General features: G+C 59.8%; 15 protein-coding genes. 12 read left to right on the forward strand and 3 right to left on the reverse strand.

Annotation, left to right across the window (positions count from 1 at the left end):
- The first annotated feature begins 8 nt into the window (after positions 1–8).
- From EII30_RS06650 to EII30_RS06705, 12 genes are all read left to right on the forward strand, one after another.
- Entirely contained in the window at positions 9–2,054 is a 2,046-nt protein-coding gene (locus EII30_RS06650; RefSeq protein WP_124886552.1) for a hypothetical protein, read from the forward strand.
- Positions 2,051–2,986, forward strand: coding sequence for a methionyl-tRNA formyltransferase (gene fmt, locus EII30_RS06655; protein ID WP_124886553.1), 936 nt, complete (start codon positions 2,051–2,053; stop codon positions 2,984–2,986). The genes EII30_RS06650 and fmt overlap by 4 nt, the downstream gene beginning before the upstream one ends.
- Positions 2,983–4,773: an RsmB/NOP family class I SAM-dependent RNA methyltransferase gene (locus EII30_RS06660; RefSeq protein WP_124886554.1), complete on the forward strand. Its 1,791-nt coding sequence runs from the start codon at positions 2,983–2,985 to the stop codon at positions 4,771–4,773. Before fmt ends, EII30_RS06660 begins: the two co-directional genes overlap by 4 nt.
- Before the next feature lie 5 nt (positions 4,774–4,778).
- Positions 4,779–5,576, forward strand: coding sequence for a DUF805 domain-containing protein (locus tag EII30_RS06665; RefSeq protein WP_124886555.1), 798 nt, complete (start codon positions 4,779–4,781; stop codon positions 5,574–5,576).
- Positions 5,577–5,882: 306 nt separating this feature from the next.
- Positions 5,883–6,413, forward strand: a complete 531-nt coding sequence (locus EII30_RS06670) for a DUF805 domain-containing protein (RefSeq protein WP_233569366.1) — start codon at positions 5,883–5,885, stop codon at positions 6,411–6,413.
- Between the two features lie 9 nt (positions 6,414–6,422).
- The gene (rpe, locus tag EII30_RS06675; RefSeq protein ID WP_124886557.1) at positions 6,423–7,091 is read left to right on the forward strand and encodes a ribulose-phosphate 3-epimerase; all 669 of its coding nucleotides are present in this window, start codon (positions 6,423–6,425) and stop codon (positions 7,089–7,091) included.
- A 31-nt stretch (positions 7,092–7,122) separates the two neighbouring features.
- Positions 7,123–7,386, forward strand: coding sequence for a phosphoribosyl-ATP diphosphatase (locus EII30_RS06680; protein ID WP_124886558.1), 264 nt, complete (start codon positions 7,123–7,125; stop codon positions 7,384–7,386).
- 27 nt (positions 7,387–7,413) lie between these two features.
- Positions 7,414–8,265 carry an ATP phosphoribosyltransferase gene (hisG, locus tag EII30_RS06685; protein ID WP_124886559.1) on the forward strand — a complete coding sequence of 284 codons (852 nt, stop codon included), beginning with the start codon at positions 7,414–7,416 and terminating at the stop codon, positions 8,263–8,265.
- A 73-nt stretch (positions 8,266–8,338) separates the two neighbouring features.
- On the forward strand, positions 8,339–9,103 hold the full coding sequence (gene hisF / locus EII30_RS06690; RefSeq protein ID WP_124886560.1) for an imidazole glycerol phosphate synthase subunit HisF: 765 nt from the start codon (positions 8,339–8,341) through the stop codon (positions 9,101–9,103).
- A gap of 9 nt (positions 9,104–9,112) precedes the next feature.
- Entirely contained in the window at positions 9,113–9,466 is a 354-nt protein-coding gene (gene hisI, locus EII30_RS06695; RefSeq protein ID WP_124886561.1) for a phosphoribosyl-AMP cyclohydrolase, read from the forward strand.
- Positions 9,467–9,581: 115 nt separating this feature from the next.
- A complete protein-coding gene (locus EII30_RS06700; protein WP_124886562.1) occupies positions 9,582–11,189 on the forward strand; it encodes a chorismate-binding protein in 1,608 nt (535 codons plus the stop codon).
- A gap of 20 nt (positions 11,190–11,209) precedes the next feature.
- Positions 11,210–12,034 carry a Trp biosynthesis-associated membrane protein gene (locus EII30_RS06705; protein WP_124886563.1) on the forward strand — a complete coding sequence of 275 codons (825 nt, stop codon included), beginning with the start codon at positions 11,210–11,212 and terminating at the stop codon, positions 12,032–12,034.
- A gap of 12 nt (positions 12,035–12,046) precedes the next feature.
- Here EII30_RS06705 and EII30_RS06710 read toward each other — a convergent pair whose 3' ends face one another.
- From EII30_RS06710 to pepN, 3 genes are all read right to left on the reverse strand, one after another.
- Positions 12,047–12,574 carry a globin gene (locus EII30_RS06710; RefSeq protein WP_370267034.1) on the reverse strand — a complete coding sequence of 176 codons (528 nt, stop codon included), beginning with the start codon at positions 12,572–12,574 and terminating at the stop codon, positions 12,047–12,049.
- The gene (locus EII30_RS06715) at positions 12,571–13,494 is read right to left on the reverse strand and encodes a mechanosensitive ion channel family protein (RefSeq protein ID WP_233569368.1); all 924 of its coding nucleotides are present in this window, start codon (positions 13,492–13,494) and stop codon (positions 12,571–12,573) included. The genes EII30_RS06710 and EII30_RS06715 overlap by 4 nt, the downstream gene beginning before the upstream one ends.
- A 153-nt stretch (positions 13,495–13,647) precedes the next feature.
- Positions 13,648–16,218, reverse strand: a complete 2,571-nt coding sequence (pepN, locus tag EII30_RS06720) for an aminopeptidase N (RefSeq protein WP_124886565.1) — start codon at positions 16,216–16,218, stop codon at positions 13,648–13,650.
- Positions 16,219–16,330: the final 112 nt, after the last annotated feature.

Below are 16,330 nucleotides of genomic sequence, written 5' to 3' on the forward strand. Positions count from 1 at the left end.
GGCAGACCATGTGCGCGGAGGGTGAGTTTAGTGTTGCGGCGGTGCTGCTTGATAGCAGGCTGCCGCAACTAGACCACCTGTTCGACTATAAAATACCTGCTGCGCTACAGGGTTATATCCGGGTCGGCCAGCGAGTGAAAGTGCCGCTCCGAGGCAACAGTCGCAGCAGCTTCGGCTGGGTTATCGAACTGAAACACAGCAGTGATTACACGGGAGAGCTCGCGGCAATCGACTCGCTGGTAACGCCAATCCCGCTGCTCATCCGCGAGGTGTGGCAGCTTGTTAGAGCGGCAGCGGATCGCGCCGCAGGTTCCGCCTGCGACATTATCCGGCTCGCAATCCCAACCAGGCACGTGAGAGCAGAAAAACAATTCCTCGCCGAGCTAGAGGCCGCCGAGCAAGACCCCTCCGAAAATGCAGCGGTTCAGCCGGGGGAAGAAACCCCCGCGGGGCTGCTACTCGGCGGTGCCAAACTCGCGATGGAGCTCTCACACGGTCCAGTGAGGCTGAGCAGCGGGCAGTGGGTAGGCGGTTGGTCGGAGCGACTGAGCGAGCTCGCTGGCGTGATCCACCAGAGCGGCCACAGCGTGATTATTTCTGTGCCAGACTATCGTGACCTGGAGCAGTTGACGGCGGCGCTCACTGCGCGGGGGGTGACAGACGTGGTTAGGGTTGACGCGAAACAGTCAAAATCAGACCGCTATCTAGCGCACCTGAAAACACTGCAGGAAAAGCCGACCGTGATCGTCGGCAACCGCTCAGCTGTTTACGCCGCGGCACACAACCTCGCAGCCGTGATCGTCTGGGATGACTCGGATCCGCTATTTGCCGAACCACTCTCACCATACGTACACACCCGCGATGCCGCGCTGTTAAGATCACAGCTGACCGGCTGCGGGGTGCTGTTTGCGGGGCATGTGCGCTCCATTGAAATGCAGCGGTTTATCGACAAGGGGCTGGTGTTAGCGCAACAAAATCCGCCACAACGGGTGACGATCAGGCACGCCGACGCCGGGGCTGCTCCCGCCTTCACCGGACGGATCCCGAGCGTTGCCGTGCAAACAATCAGACATGGCCTAAAAACCGGGCCCGTGCTCGTGCAGGTGATCAAACCCGGGTACAGCAGCGCACTCATCTGCCAAAAATGTCGCGCTCTCGCAGGCTGCAAGAACTGTTCCGGACCGCTGAAAGCCACCGCCCACAACCCCGAGTGTTCACTCTGCTCACTAGACAACACGCACTGGCAGTGCCGCAACTGCCGCGGCGTAAAACTCGCGATCGTTGGCCCCGGCAGTGAACGCACAGCGGCAGACTTTAAAAAATTATTCCCCGGCGTGCGGATCCTCGTCAGCGACGGCAAAACACCGATCGGCGCCATCGACTCAAGACCAGCGATTGTTGTTGCAACACCCGGGGCAGAACCAATCGCCGCGGGCGGCTACCGTGCAACCGTGCTGCTCGACGCCGAAAGGATGCTGTCAGCGCCAACCCTGAAAGCAGCAGAGAACACACTGCGCTGGTGGGAGAACGCCGCCGCTAAAACCGCGCCCGACGGGCTGTGTTTGCTCGCGAGCGGATCCGGCCCCGTAGTGCAGGCGTTCCTCACAGGCCAAATAAGCCCCTGGTTACAGTCAGAACTACAAGACAGAAACGCGCTCAGATATCCGCCAGCGGTCAGGGTGGCAGAGCTCACAGGCACAAAAACCCAGGTTGCAAACGCGCTCGCGGCCGTCGCAGAGATTCCGGGTGTGGACAACCTCGGCATGGTTAAAACGCCAAACGGGGAAGCGCAGTCACTTGTCAGGTTCGGTTACTCGCAGGGTAAACAGGTTGCGACCGCGCTACGCGCACAGGTTGTTACCGGAGCGGCAGGCAGCAAAGGAATCGCGGCGCAGCGGCAGAGTAAAAGCCAGTCCGGGCAAGGATATAGCGGGCAGGGCTACAGCGGCAGAAGAAGTAAAAACCTGCGGCTAAGATTTGATGATGTCACAATTTTTGACGACCTGGCGAAAGCCGAAACACTCGAAACCGCGGAGGAGAGCACAAAACTATGAGAGTAATATTTGCGGGCACACCAGAAACCGCGGTGCCGGTCCTTGAATCACTGCAGCGGGCAGGGCATGAAATCGTCGGTGTTATCACCCGAGCAGACGCACCCCAGGGTCGCAAAAAAACACTCACGCCCTCAGCCGTTGCACAGTACGCTGAAACAGCAGGGCTTGAAATCTACAAAACGAACCGGCTAGATGCGGAAGCAACCGCCTGGGCAGCCACAAAACAGCCCGACGTTGGCGTTGTTGTCGCCTACGGTGGCCTATTAAAAACCGAGCTGCTAGAAACACCAAAACACGGCTGGGTTAACCTGCACTTTTCAAAACTACCCAACTGGCGAGGTGCCGCGCCCGTGCAGCGCGCACTAATGGCGGGAGAAACCGAACTCTACATCTCAGTGTTCCGCCTCGTTATGGCACTCGACGCGGGCGCGATTCTGACAAGCGACAGCCTCACCGTGAAACCAGGCACCACCGCCGGAGAAGCACTTGAAAAGCTCGCGCAGCTCGGCACCAAAACCGTGTCCGACGCACTCGCGCTATTAGCGGCGGATCCGGCAGCAGGCACCCCACAGCAGGGTGAAGCAAGCTACGCCCACAAGCTGACAAGAGCAGACGGCAAACTAGATCCCGCCCTGCCCGCAGCCGAGATCCTCGCACACTGGGCAGGTGTCACACCGGAGCCGGGAGCCTACTTGGAGATCGCAGGCGCACCCCTGAAACTCCACGAGATCGAGCCGCTACCCGGCGAGAACGGTGAAGAGGGAAACGGTTCCGAGGGTCTCACACCTGGCACAATAACGCAGACAAAACAGGGCGTGATCTGGCAGACAGTTAACGGAGCACTGCTGCTGAAAACCGTGCAGCCTGCGGGCAAACCAAGAATGGCGGCGGCTGACTGGCTACGCGGCCGCGGCGGGCAGGTGACACTGTGAACCACAACCAGCGAAACAGTCGCGCCGGCGACGCGCGAACCCGCAAACACGGGAGGGCTAACGAGCCCGGCCACGGCGGTTTGCAAGGGCGCGGGAGGACGCAGCGGGCCGGTGCGGCGGGATCCACCAGGGCTCAAAAACCGCGGGTAGACAGGGTGCGGTTAGCCGCCTACGACATCCTGAGAGACGTTGATGATCGGGACGCTTATGCCAACCTGCTGCTGCCTTCAGTGATTAAAAAACACCGGTTTAACGTGCGCGACGCCGGATTCTTAACCGAGCTCGTGGCCGGGACGCTGCGGCTTCGAGGCAGATACAACGCGATAATCGCGCTCGCGGCAGAGCGCAACTGGCAGCAGATCGACGCGCGAACGCTCAGGGTTTTGCAGCTCGCGGCACACCAGATTTTTGCGACCAGGGTAGCCCACCACGCGGCAATCTACGAGTCCGTTGAACTGCAGCGGCTCGTCGCCAACAAAAAAGCCGCGGGCTTCGTCAACGGGGTGCTGCGGACGCTGACGCGCACACCGCTTGAGGGGTGGCTTGAGCGGATCCGCAAACAAGAGATTAGCGAGGACGCGAAACTCGCCCAGATCCACTCACACCCCGAATGGGTTGTTAGAGCGCTTCGAGAAGCACAGCAGCTCAACCTGCGAGCAGGCGACATCGACACTGCGCGACTGCTGGAGGCAAACAACGAGACCCCGCGAGTAAACCTCGCACTGCTGCCACGCAGCGGCGTCAGCCGAGAAGAACTGATTGTGCTCGCAGACAGCCTCAGTTACACCGACGCCGAAGAAGCAGGCGGCAGGGAAGCCGAGAAGGCAGCCGAAGCAGCAGGCGGCGGGCAAACCGAGAACGCAGCCGGCGCGGTCACAGGCAAAACCCCTAGCGAGGCGGCCGACGCGGCGGAGGGTGTGCTGGCCGAGAGCGAGTATTCGCCGTGCGGACTGGAGCTGCGGGGAGGAAACCCCGCAAGGCTGATCGAGGGATTAGAACTGCCGCCCGGAACCCTGCGAGTGCAAGACCAGGGGTCGCAGCTGGCGGCGCTGGCACTCGCGCGGGCGGGAGAGAGTGGATCCGCCGAAAAATGGCTCGACCTGTGTGCGGGCCCCGGCGGGAAAACCGCGCTGCTCGCGGCCGAAGCCGAAGCGACCGGTGCGAAACTGTGGGCAAACGAGGCACAGCAACACCGCGCCAAACTCGTTACCGAGGCGGTGTGCGGCTACCAAGACATCGTCACCGTCACCAACGCAGACGGGCGAGACGATGCCGCATATAGCGGCCAGATGTTTGAGCGGATCATGGTTGACGCCCCCTGCACCGGGCTCGGCGCGCTACGCAGGCGGCCAGAAGCGCGCTGGCGGAAACAGTCAGCAGAACTGCCGCAGCTCGTAAAACTCCAAGAACAGTTGCTAGACAAGGCGGTCACAAAACTAAAACCGGGCGGCTACCTCGCCTACGTCACCTGCTCACCACACCCGGCAGAAACCCGGGGAGTGCTAAAACGGACACTAAAACGCCACAGTGACATGGTCGAGCTAGACACCCTAGAGGTGCTAAACCGGGTAACCGGCAAACCACTAACCCAAACAGGGAAAACGCTATCCGTGCAGCTGTGGCCAGACAAACACGGAACCGACGCAATGTTTATCAGCCTGTTGCAAAAGGTCGTACCAGAGGATGAAAACACCGGCCGAAAGCAAAAAAATCATCAACCGGAGAATGAAATTAGGCTGAAAAGCGAACCGCGGGCTGCGAGAGAGACGAAGACAGTAGTAGATTGATAGACATGACACAGCAGCAAAACCCGCAAAACCTGCAAAATCAGCAGACATTCCCGCACAGCCAGCCATACGACCAAAGCCAGCACCCGTACGGGCGGGGCCAGCAGCCGTTCGTGCAGGCCCCGCAGGTGCCGCTGCGTGGCACAACAGACCCGCGCGACATGTCACTGCCGCTCTACACCGCAACCTTCTGGCAGGCAATCGCCCGATTCTTCCGCGGCTACTTCAAATTCAGTGGACGCGCCTCCATCCGCGAGTTCTGGTGGGCGCAACTAGGCATTTTGATCGCAAACGCTGTGCTGTGGCTGCTGATGCTGCCACTCTATCTGAATGTTCTACTCTACTTCGTCGACGCTATATTCGACTACGAGTCCTACTACGACCCATACCACTCAACCTCCGCCGAATACTTCTTTGCTTTCCTTGCGCTGTTTTTCACACCAAAGTTCTTGATAATGGGCTTCATCTCGTCGCTGTTCGGGATCGCGCTGCTACTGCCAACACTCGCGCTCAGCTGGCGACGGCTACAAGACGCAAACTTCCACGGCGCATTCTCCCTGCTGAAATTCATCCCAGGCGGAGACCTCGCCGTCCTCATCATGGCTGCACTGCCAGCAAAACCAGAGGGCCAGCGATTCGACAAACTACCAGCGGGCGGCGGATCCCAGCACCCAGCGCCAAACACCCCGTCACCGAGCTATCCAGCCCCGGGCTACGTGGGACCGCAGCCAACACCGCAACCACCAGCAGCGCCGCAGTATATGCAGCCGCCGGTGCAGCAGGATCCACCGCAGCAGCAATAACCCAGACCCGCCGGTTTAGCAGCGCCAAACCGGTTATCCCACGGCGGAGTCTGTAGCGCTAAGCGCCGCAGGCTCCGCCTTCTCCTGTTTCGCTCAGGCTCTAGCCAGCTAGTTCCAGAGCGCGGTGACTCCAACTGTTTTCACAGCGCCTATACGCCAGCTGATTATATATTTATGGCATGAGTAAGCAGAACGGAATGCTACCCCCCAGCCCTGAACAAAGGAGCCGTAAATCCCGCAGATTTAAGCCTCCCACTCTACGGGGCGACACCCGGGCAGGCGCTGAAACGGTTCTTTCGCGGTTACGTGAAGCTGAACGGCCGCGCCTCCCGCAGCGAGTTTTGGTGGCCACAGCTTCTGATGCTGCTGGTGCGGATCGTGATCCTGCTGCCGTTTCTGATCATCTACTATGAAGAAATCTCCGGGCCAGTCAGCTGGTACGCCGCATCGTTCAGGATTTACGGTTTTGAGGCGTTCATAATCGAGGACTTTGACATCTTCTATTTTCTTGAGCTGCTGTTCTTTATAGGAACCCCGCAGATATCTTTGCTGCTCTTTCTCAACGCGCTTTTGAGTATAATCCTGTTCCTGCCGAGCTTCGCGGTCACCTGGCGGAGACTGCAGGACGCTAACCTGCACGGAGCACTAACCTGGCTTGGGCTTGTGCCGTTCATCAACCTGGTGCTGGTGGTGTTTACACTGCTGCCGTCGAAAGCGGCGGGGCAGCGCTTTGATCCGGTACCGGGTAGCCGCCTTGCGGATCTGTATAACGGCTTCGCGCCGGTTCCCGGTGTTCCAAGCAGACAACGAAAAACAGTGGTCAGCGAAAACAAGTAAGCTAGCCTTGTGAACCCACAGCGAATCCACCCGAGTATCCTGTCCGCAGACTTCGTCAACATGGAGTCAGAGCTGCAGCGAATCAGCACAGCAGACTCCGTTCACGTTGATGTTATGGACAACCATTTTGTGCCTAACCTGACATTTGGGCCGCAGATGGTTTCCCGCATCCAGGATGTTTCGCCGATCCCGCTCGATGTGCACCTGATGATTAGCGACGCAGACAGGTGGGCGCCGGGATACGCCGAGATTGGTGCAGCATCGGTGACCTTTCACGCGGAGGCGGCCGCTGAACCGGTGAAGCTTGCCCGGAGGCTCAGGGAGATCGGATCCCGTGCCGGCATCGCGCTAAAACCGGGGACCGCGGTTGAGCCGTATCTGGAGCTGCTGCCAGAGTTTGACATGGTTCTGGTGATGACCGTTGAGCCGGGCTTTGGTGGGCAAAAGTTTATTTCTGAGGTGATGCCGAAGCTGCGGCTGCTCACCGAGGCGCGTCAGAAACACGGCACCCAAACCTGGTTGCAGGTTGACGGCGGTGTGACGGTTGACACGATCGGGATTGCCGCGGAAGCGGGGGCGGACATCTTTGTTGCGGGGTCTGCTGTTTACAGCGGGGATCCAGCTGAGCAGATTGAAAAATTGCGGGCCAGCGCACGGCAACACAGCTGCGGGGTTTAAAACTACCGCAAAAAACCGGTAATCTTATAGGGTGAAAACCTTTGACGAACTTTTTGCCGAGCTAACCGAGAAAGCCGAAACGCGCCCAGCGGGCAGCGACACCGTGAAGCGGCTGGATGCGGGGATCCATCAAATTGGCAAAAAGATTGTTGAAGAAGCTGCGGAGGTGTGGATGGCGGCTGAACACGAGTCAGATTCCGCCTGCGCAACAGAAATAAGCCAGTTGCTCTATCATTTGCAGGTTTTGATGCTGGCAAAAGGTCTAACCCTCGAAGACATATATAAAAAGCTGTAACAAGCAGCTTTTAGCAAGGAGCAAACAGTGCTGAGAATTGCTGTGCCCAACAAGGGATCGCTCTCAGAAACCGCCTCGCAGATGCTCGCCGAAGCGGGCTACCGTGGCCGACGAGACAGCAGATCGCTTGTTGCGGAAGACCCAAAAAACAGTGTTGAGTTCTTCTACCTGCGGCCGCGCGACATCGCCACCTATGTTGGTTCTGGCGCGGTTGACGTGGGGATCACGGGACGCGACCTGCTGCTCGACTCCGACACCGCGGCAACCGAGATCGCGTCGCTGGATTTCGCCGACTCAACCTTCAGGTTTGCAGCACCGGCTGACCAGATTTCTGAGCTTGCGCATTTACGGGGCAAGCGGATCGCGACAAGCTACCCGAAGCTGGTCGCCGACTTCCTTGCCAAGCACGGGATCGAGGCAATCCTCGTGAAACTTGAGGGCGCCGTCGAATCGGCTGTGCGCCTCGGCGTCGCAGACGCGGTTGCGGACGTTGTCTCCACCGGTGCAACCCTGCGCGCTGCGGGTCTCAGCGTGTTTGGACCGGTGATTTTAGAGTCCACCGCGCTGCTTATCGGCACCGATACAACCCTGCCGGATGTTAACCCGCACACGAAGCGGCTGCTGCAGCGTCTGCAGGGTGTTTTGGTTGCCCGTAAATACGTCATGATGGAGTACGACCTGGCGGAGGAGCACCTGGCGGAGGCAACCAGGATCTGTCCGGGCGCTGAATCGCCAACTGTTGCGCCGCTTGCCAACCCCGGCTGGGTTGCCGTGAAGGTGATGGTTTCCGCCTCGGAGGCAGCGCACATTATGGACCGCCTCCACGATCTCGGCGCGAAGGCGATCCTGGTGACCGCGATTCACGCAGCCCGGCTTTAGGTGCGGCAGTGAGAGCTGCGGCGCTAAGCAAACCAGATTGGCGATTTTTACGGATCCACCAGAGAAGGCAAAAATGACACTTGCGACTCGAGTTATTCCCTGCCTTGACGTTTCAAACGGCAGGGTTGTGAAGGGCGTCAACTTCTTGAACCTGAAAGACGCCGGTGACCCGGTTGAGCTCGCCGCGAAATACGCTGCCGAGGGGGCGGATGAGCTCACCTTCCTCGACGTGAGCGCGACTGTCGACAACCGCTCAACCACCTACGAGATGGTGAAACAGACCGCTGAGCAGGTGTTTATTCCGCTGACCGTGGGCGGTGGTGTGCGCACCGTTGACGATGTTGCGAAGCTTTTAAGCGTTGGCGCCGACAAAATCGGGATTAACAGCGCCGCGATCGCAAACCCGGAGCTGATTAACCAAATCGCCGACCGTTTCGGCAACCAGGTGATTGTGCTGTCGCTCGACATTAAACGCAGTGAGCGGATGCCGTCCGGGTTTGTTGTGACAACCCACGGCGGGAAACGCGAAACCGATCTGGACGCGCTCGCCTGGGCGAAAGAGGCTGTTTCGCGTGGCGCCGGTGAGCTGCTCGTCAACTCGATGGATGCCGACGGCACCCAGGCTGGTTTCGACCTGGAACTAACCGCCGCGGTCCGCAAAATCGCCGATGTGCCGTTGATCGCGTCCGGCGGGGCGGGCAAGCTCAGCGACTTCGCACCAGCGGTTTCTGCGGGGGCGGATGCGGTGCTCGCCGCCTCAGTATTCCACCACGGCATTTTCAGCATCCGAGAGGTGAAACAGGCGCTCGCGGACGCGGGTGTGACGGTGCGTGGGTAGGGGCAGAGCATGACAGAAAACGGCACAGAGTTTGATCCGGCGACGCTGAAGTTCAACAGTGACGGGCTAATCCCCGCGATTATTCAAGACGTTGCAAACGGGCAGGTGCTGATGCTCGCGTGGATGAACGAGGAAGCGCTCAGGCGCACCATCCGTGAGGGGCGTGTCACCTTCTGGTCCCGGTCGCGGCAGGAATACTGGCGGAAGGGCGACACCTCCGGCCACAAACAGTTTGTGCGGGAGATTAGCCACGACTGTGACAGCGACACCCTGCTGATCCAGGTCGAGCAGGTGGGGGCGGCGTGCCACACGGGGGAGCGCAGCTGCTTCGACGGGCGGAGGATTGCGGGCGGCGACGCTTAGCCTCCCAGCGGCGACGCTTAGCCTCCCAGCGGCGGCGCTTCGCCTGTCGGGCGGCAATGCCTGCGACTAACGGCTTTCCCATCTTCCCGGGGCATAAAAGCTATAAGATATACGGGTGAGTTTAACTACTGCAAAAGCCGAGTTTTTGGATCTTCGCACCAGGCAAACGGTTGTGCCCGTGTGTCGGGAGCTGTTTGCCGACGCAGACACCCCGGTCAGCATCTATCGCAAACTGGCAAACAACCGGCCAGGCACGTTTTTGTTGGAGTCCGCGGCGCAGGGAATCTTCGACCGTTACAGCTTCGTCGGCACCCGCCTGTTCGGTGTTTTAACCGAAAAAGACGGCAGGGCGCAGTGGCAGCAGGCAGAAAACTCCGATCTAACCGAGGAGCGCCTGCTACCCGGCGGCGTCTCACAGCTGCAGCCCGCGGCAGCTCTCACCGCCGTCTACGACCGCTGGCAAACCCCCGCGTACCCCGGCCTGCCGCCGCTCGCGAGCGGTTTTGTCGGCTACCTCGGCTGGGAGAGCGTCACCGAGTTTGAAAACATTATCCCGAGAACCGCCGACGCCCAGGAGGTGCCGCGGCAGTATCTCGGCTTCGTCTCCGACATGGTGGTTATCGACCACCGGCAGGGCACCGTTGTTTTGGTCGCTAACGTGCTTTGCGATGGGGTGGATCCGGCAGGCACCACCGCAGGCAGCGCCGAGGCAGCCAGCCCCACATCCAACCCCACCGCCAGCGCAGCTGACGCAACAGCCGCAGCTGACGCCGAGTGGGCTCGCGCGCAGGCGCGGCTGGATGAGATGGCGGCGGAGCTTGCAAAACCGCTGGCCGCCCCGATCCACACCTTTAACAGCGACTCGGAGGCAAACCCACGCAGGTTTACAACCGAGGCGGAGTTTACCGAGCAGGTGTTGGAGGCGAAGCGTCGGATCGTTGACGGCGATATTTTCCAGGTTGTGCTCTCGCAGCGTTTCGATCAGGAGTGCAGCGCGGATCCGCTCGATGTTTATCGGGTGCTTCGGCATCTAAACCCGAGCCCGTACCTGTATCTGCTCAGCTGCACAGACAGCGCGGGGGAGGTTTTCACCGTTGTTGGGTCGAGCCCGGAGGCGCTTGTCACCGTTAACGAGGGCTCGGTTTTGACACACCCGATTGCGGGATCGCGTCCGCGCGGCGACAATCCGGCGGCGGATCAGGCGCTGGAGGCGGAGCTGATCGCCGACAATAAGGAGCGGTCAGAGCATCTTATGCTGGTGGATCTCGCCCGTAACGACCTGTCGCGGGTGTGCGAGCCGGGAACCGTCGCGGTTAGCGAGTTTATGATCGTGGAACGGTTCAGCCATATTATGCACATCTCGTCCACCGTGGAGGGGCAGCTGAGGAGCGAGTGCAACCCGGTTGATGCGTTGAAGGCTACTTTCCCGGCGGGCACGCTCTCGGGTGCGCCGAAGCCGTGGGCGCTGCGCATTATCAACGAGCTGGAGCCAGTGAGGCGAGGCGTTTACGGCGGAGTTGTCGGGTATTTCGGCCTGGGAGGGCACGCGGACCTGGCGATTGCGATCCGCACCGCAACGATTAAGAACGGCGTTGCCACCGTGCAGGCGGGGGCTGGGATTGTGGCGGACTCGGATCCCGCCGCCGAGGCGAGAGAGGTTGAGTCGAAGGCTGCGGCTCCGCTGCGTGCGGTTGCGATCGCAAACAGTCTATCGGCTCCATAAAACAACAGCTAGGGCAGAACATGTCAGGTAACAGCAGAGCAAACAGCAACAACGCTAAGGGTGAATACAGTCTCACTGACACCGGCACCATCATCACCGGCGGTGCGGGCGGTGTCAGCGGGGCGCAACTGCCCGCTGGCCGGGCGATCAGGTTCTCGCAGCGCAACGTGGTGACGCTGCTCTGTGTTACCGCTATCGCGCTGATCGTGCTGATCACACAAACCTGGGTGACAGTGCAGCTGGACCCTGGCAGCTCCGCCGTCACCGAGCTATCCGCGAACGGCGCCGGAATGCACCCTGTGCTGCTTCCTGCCGCGATCGCGATGCTGGTTGCGTCGCTGGTTATCGCCATTGCTGGCAGGGTGTTCAAATACCTGCTCGCGCTCATCGTCATCGCTCTCGCCACCACGATTGTGCTGGTTAGCGCGTCTTTGTTGGCGGATCCGCTAGCCACCGTCGCTACCCAGCTCGGCGAGGTAACCGGGATCACCGGAGCGGGTCAGACGGAGCTTGTGACAGATCACAGCCTTTCAAGCCTGGTGTGGGTGACGATCTTTGTTGCCGTGCTCGGGCAGCTGCTCGGCATTATTGTGCTGTTTAGCGCTCACCGGTGGAAGAGCAGCAAGAAATATGATGTTGCCGCCGAGAAACACGAACACGATGACGAAAGAGTTGCCGAAGCTGCCGGTGAAGCTGCTGCTGAATCCGTGGACGAAAGTGACGCGGCTGATGACATTGACGACAGCGAAGATATTGCCGCTGACGAGAACGCTGCCGAGGATAACGACGCCAGAATCAGCGACTGGGACGAGCTTAGCCGCGGCAATGATCCGAGCGCTAGATAAGGCTCTAACCGGTCACTCACCCTCGGGCGTGTTAACCAGCGCGTGCGCGGCGCGCGTCACATAGTCACGGATCGCCGCGTCGTGCATCGGCGGCAGCTCTACGCTATCGAGCGCCGCATACATGTGGGTTAGCCACCTGTCACGCGCCGCCGGAGTGATAGGGAAGGGCTGATGCCGCATCCGCAGTCGCGGGTGGCCGCGCTGCGCAGAATACTCTGCCGGGCCGCCCCAGTACTGCTCCAAAAACGAGCGCAGCCGCCAGATCGCGCCCTCCCAGTCAGCGTCCGGGTACATGGGGGCGAGCAGCGGATCCACCCGCACTCGCTCATAAAAATTGCGGACAAGCGCCTCAAAAGTGGGGGTTCCGCCAACCTGGCTCCAAACCGTCTCAGTGACCGCGTCACCGGTTGGTCCGCTGCGCAGGGTTAGACGGGGCTTCGGGGTGCCAGCCGCGGCGGATGCGGCACCAGCAGAGTTAGCAATGCCAGAGTTAGCACCGGCGTTGGGCGCGGCAGTGTTAGACGCGGAGGCATCGCTCACGACTTTGCCTCACCGTTAAGCCCAGGCAGCCCCTGCAAATCCTGCAGGTCCGGCAGCTGTTTCGCCATCCGAATACCCTCGTTAGCGAACTGCTTCTTAATCTCCTTCAGAGCCGCCCGCTGCACCGACCAGTGCGCTTCCGGCCTGGTGCGGATACTGAACCGGACGGTTGCCCTGTCACTGGAGATGCTCTGCACACCCCACATCTCGGGGTTGCCGGTGATTTTCCGCTTGTATTCGGGGTTAGCGAGCAGTGCGCGGCCAGCCTCCAGCATAACCTCCTGCACCCTGTCGAGATCCTGGTCGGCGCGCACGGTGACATCAATAATCGCCTGGCTGTGACCCTGGGAGGAGTTGCCGAGCATCAGAATCTCGCCGTTCCTGACAAACCATAGCGTGCCGTCGATCGCGCGGATCTGGGTGACTCGCACACCAACATCCTCAACGGCTCCCTCAATCGTGCCGACGTTGATCCAGTCGCCAACACCGAGCTGATCCTCAAACACCATAAAGATGCCGTTCAAGACGTCTTTCACAATGTTTTGCGCACCGAAAGCGAGGCCCGCGCCAATAAAACCGGCGGACGCCAGGAGGGCGGTCAGGTTAACGCCGAGCTCACCGAGCACGAGAATCAGCGCAACACAGAAAACAACCCAGGTGCTGATGCTCCTACCGACCGCGCCGAGAGTGCGGGTGCGCTGAATCGAACGCTCTTTTACCAGGCCCGAAACCTTAATCTCTTGTGTGGAGTCGATGTGCTGCGACTTCTTCACACCGTGCACAATCTGCTCGACACTGCGCCTGATCAGGATGCGCAGGATCCACCAGCTAACAAGGGAGATGACGATGATCAGCACGATCCTCCACGCTGTTTCGTTTCCGGCGAAGAAGGCGGTAATCCAGGCCCAAACTTCCTTCACGAACATCTCCTCTCAGGGGTGGCTTGCTAAAAAATGCGCTGCCTGCGGTGAAAATAATTATATTCCCGCAGGCAGCGCCATTGTGGTTTAAGGATACTCCCTAACCAAATCGGTTAGCGGATACTCGCTAACCGACCGGTCAGTGGCTAGACACTAGCCGATTGCGTGCAGCGCTAGTGCGCGCTCCACATCAGACAGTGCCTCGCTGATCAGACGGCGCAGACCAGCTGGTGCGTCAGCGTTATCGTCGAGCCACTTCTGGGTTGCGTCACGCAGCTCGTCATCTGCGAGCGGCAGTGGGTAGAAGCCTTCAACGATCTCCTCAGCAATCGCGTGGCTTCTGGTGTTCCAGACCTCCAGCACGTTGGCGAAGAAGACGCTGATGAACGGGCGCAGCAGCTCCGGATCCGCTGAGCGAGTAAAACCGGAACCGGCGTGACGCACAATCGCGTTTGGCACACCCTCGGTTGCAACATAGTTCTGCCAAGCGGCCTCTTTCGCCTCCGCGGTTGGGATGCTGGCGCGCGCCTGGGCAGCATACTGGTTACCGTTAGCGGTTGTGTCCTCTTTCAGCATCGCCGCAATCTCGGTCTCACCGGCGCGGTTGCCGGCGGCGAGAGCCTTTAGCAGGGTCCAGCGCAGGTCAGTGTCGAGCTCAAACTCTGGCAGTTTGCGGTCGCCTGCGAGCAGCTCGGCAACGATGTTCAGCTGCTCCTCGCTGCTCGTGAGCGCAGCAAACGCGGTGAGGAATTGGAACTGGCGGTCAGAACCGGCAGGGGCACCCTCGGTTAGCTGCCAGAGAGCGTCAGCGGCAGCAACAATGCCCTGCTCGCGTTTCGCGTGCGGCAGGTAGAGAGTAACGGCGGTGTGGAACTGGCCGAGCACGGTGCGCAGGGTTGTTCCCTGATCCTCCGCGTGCACGTGCTGGGTGACCGCGTCAATAAAGGTTTGAGCGGGCAGCAGTGCGTCACGGGTAGCATCCCAGATGGCGCTCCAGATAACGGCGCGGGCGAGTGAATCCTCGCAGTCGCTGAGATGTGAAACCGCGGTCTTAAGAGAACGCTCATCGAGGCGGATCTTCGCGTAGGTGAGATCCTCGTCGTTGACGATGATCAGATCCGGCTGGGCAACCCCAACCAGCTCCGGCACCTCGGTTAGCGCCTCGGTTACATCGGCCTCAACCTGGCCGGTGCGGACGAGTTTGCCATCCACCACGCTGTAAAGACCGATCGCGATGTGGTGCGGCCTGAGGGTTGGGTAGTCGGGGTGGTAGCTCTGCTCAATCTTGAAGCTTGTGAATTTGCCGTCAGCGTCAACCTCGAAAATCGGGGTGAGGGTGTTTACGCCCGCGGTCTCAAGCCACGCAGCAGACCACGCCTTCAGATCGCGGCCGCTGACGCTCTCCAGCTCGGTGAGCAGGTCAGGCAGCTCAGTGTTTGAGTAGTTGTGCTTCTTAAAGTAGGCGCTAACACCGCGCATAAACTTTTCGCGGCCAACATAGGCGACGAGGGTTTTCAGCACGGAAGCACCCTTCGCGTAGGTGATACCGTCGAAGTTCACCATCACGTCCTCAAGGTCGCGGATCGGGGCGACAATCGGGTGGGTTGATGGCAGCTGATCCTGGCGGTATGCCCAGCTCTTTTCGCTGGATGCGAAGGTGGTCCAGCACTCGGTCCACTCGGTTGCCTCAGCGGTTGCGAGGGTTGAGGTGTACTCGGCGAAGGACTCGTTAAGCCACAGGTCGTTCCACCAGCGCATTGTTACCAGGTCACCGAACCACATGTGGGCGAGCTCGTGCAGGATTGTGACAACGCGGCGCTCTTTAATCGCGTCAGACACCTTGCTGCGGAAAATATACGCCTCGGTGAAGGTGACCGCGCCAATGTTCTCCATCGCACCCATGTTGTACTCTGGCACGAACATCTGGTCGTATTTGGCGAACGGGTACGGGTAGTCGAACTCTTTCTCAAAGAACTCGAAGCCCTCACGGGTTTTCTCAAAAATGTAGTCGGCGTCAAGGTGCTCAGCGAGTGATTTACGGCTGAACACACCGAGCGGGATCACACGACCCTCCGCGTTGGTCAGCTCCGAGCGCACAACATGGTACGGACCAGCAACAATCGCGGTGATGTAGCTTGACATAATCGGGGTTGGGCTAAACTCCCAGGTTGCGATCTCCTCGCCAGGGTTGTCTGCCTGCTCACCCGCAACACCGGCCGCGGTTGGCTCCGGTGTTGGCTGGTTGCTGATAACCTCCCAGCGCGCTGGCGCGGTGACAACGAACTGGAATGTTGCCTTCAGATCCGGCTGCTCAAAAACCGCGAAAACCTGCCTGGAATCTGGCACCTCGAACTGTGAATAGAGGTAGACCTCGCCGTCTGCTGGATCCTGGAAACGGTGCAGACCCTCACCGGTGTTGGTGTATGCCTGGGTGCTTTTTACAACCAGCTCGTTCCGCTCTTTCAGGTTTGGCAGCTGGATCCTGCTGTCGGCAAAAACCTCTGCCGGATCAAGCGCCTCACCGTTGAGCGTCACCGCTTCAACACTCTTGGCAACCAGGTCAATAAAGGTGCTGCCACCCGCTTTCGCACTGAATTTAACAGTGCTTGTTGAGTTAAAGGTCTTTGGCCCCTGCGTCAGGTCAAGTTCTACCCTGTAGCTGTCTACGCTGACCAGATCCACACGCTGCTGTGCTTCGTCTCGTGTTAGGTTTGTGCCCGGCACTAACCGCCCCCTTCTTATGTAGTTGATTATCTTCGTACGCTAGAGACTATTTTTAAGTTCTTGTACAGTCTCAGAGTCTACCTTTCGCGGCTGTGTCCTAGCTCTAGATTTA

The sequence above is a fragment of the Leucobacter sp. OH1287 genome, from assembly GCF_003859945.1.
Taxonomy (GTDB): domain Bacteria; phylum Actinomycetota; class Actinomycetes; order Actinomycetales; family Microbacteriaceae; genus Canibacter.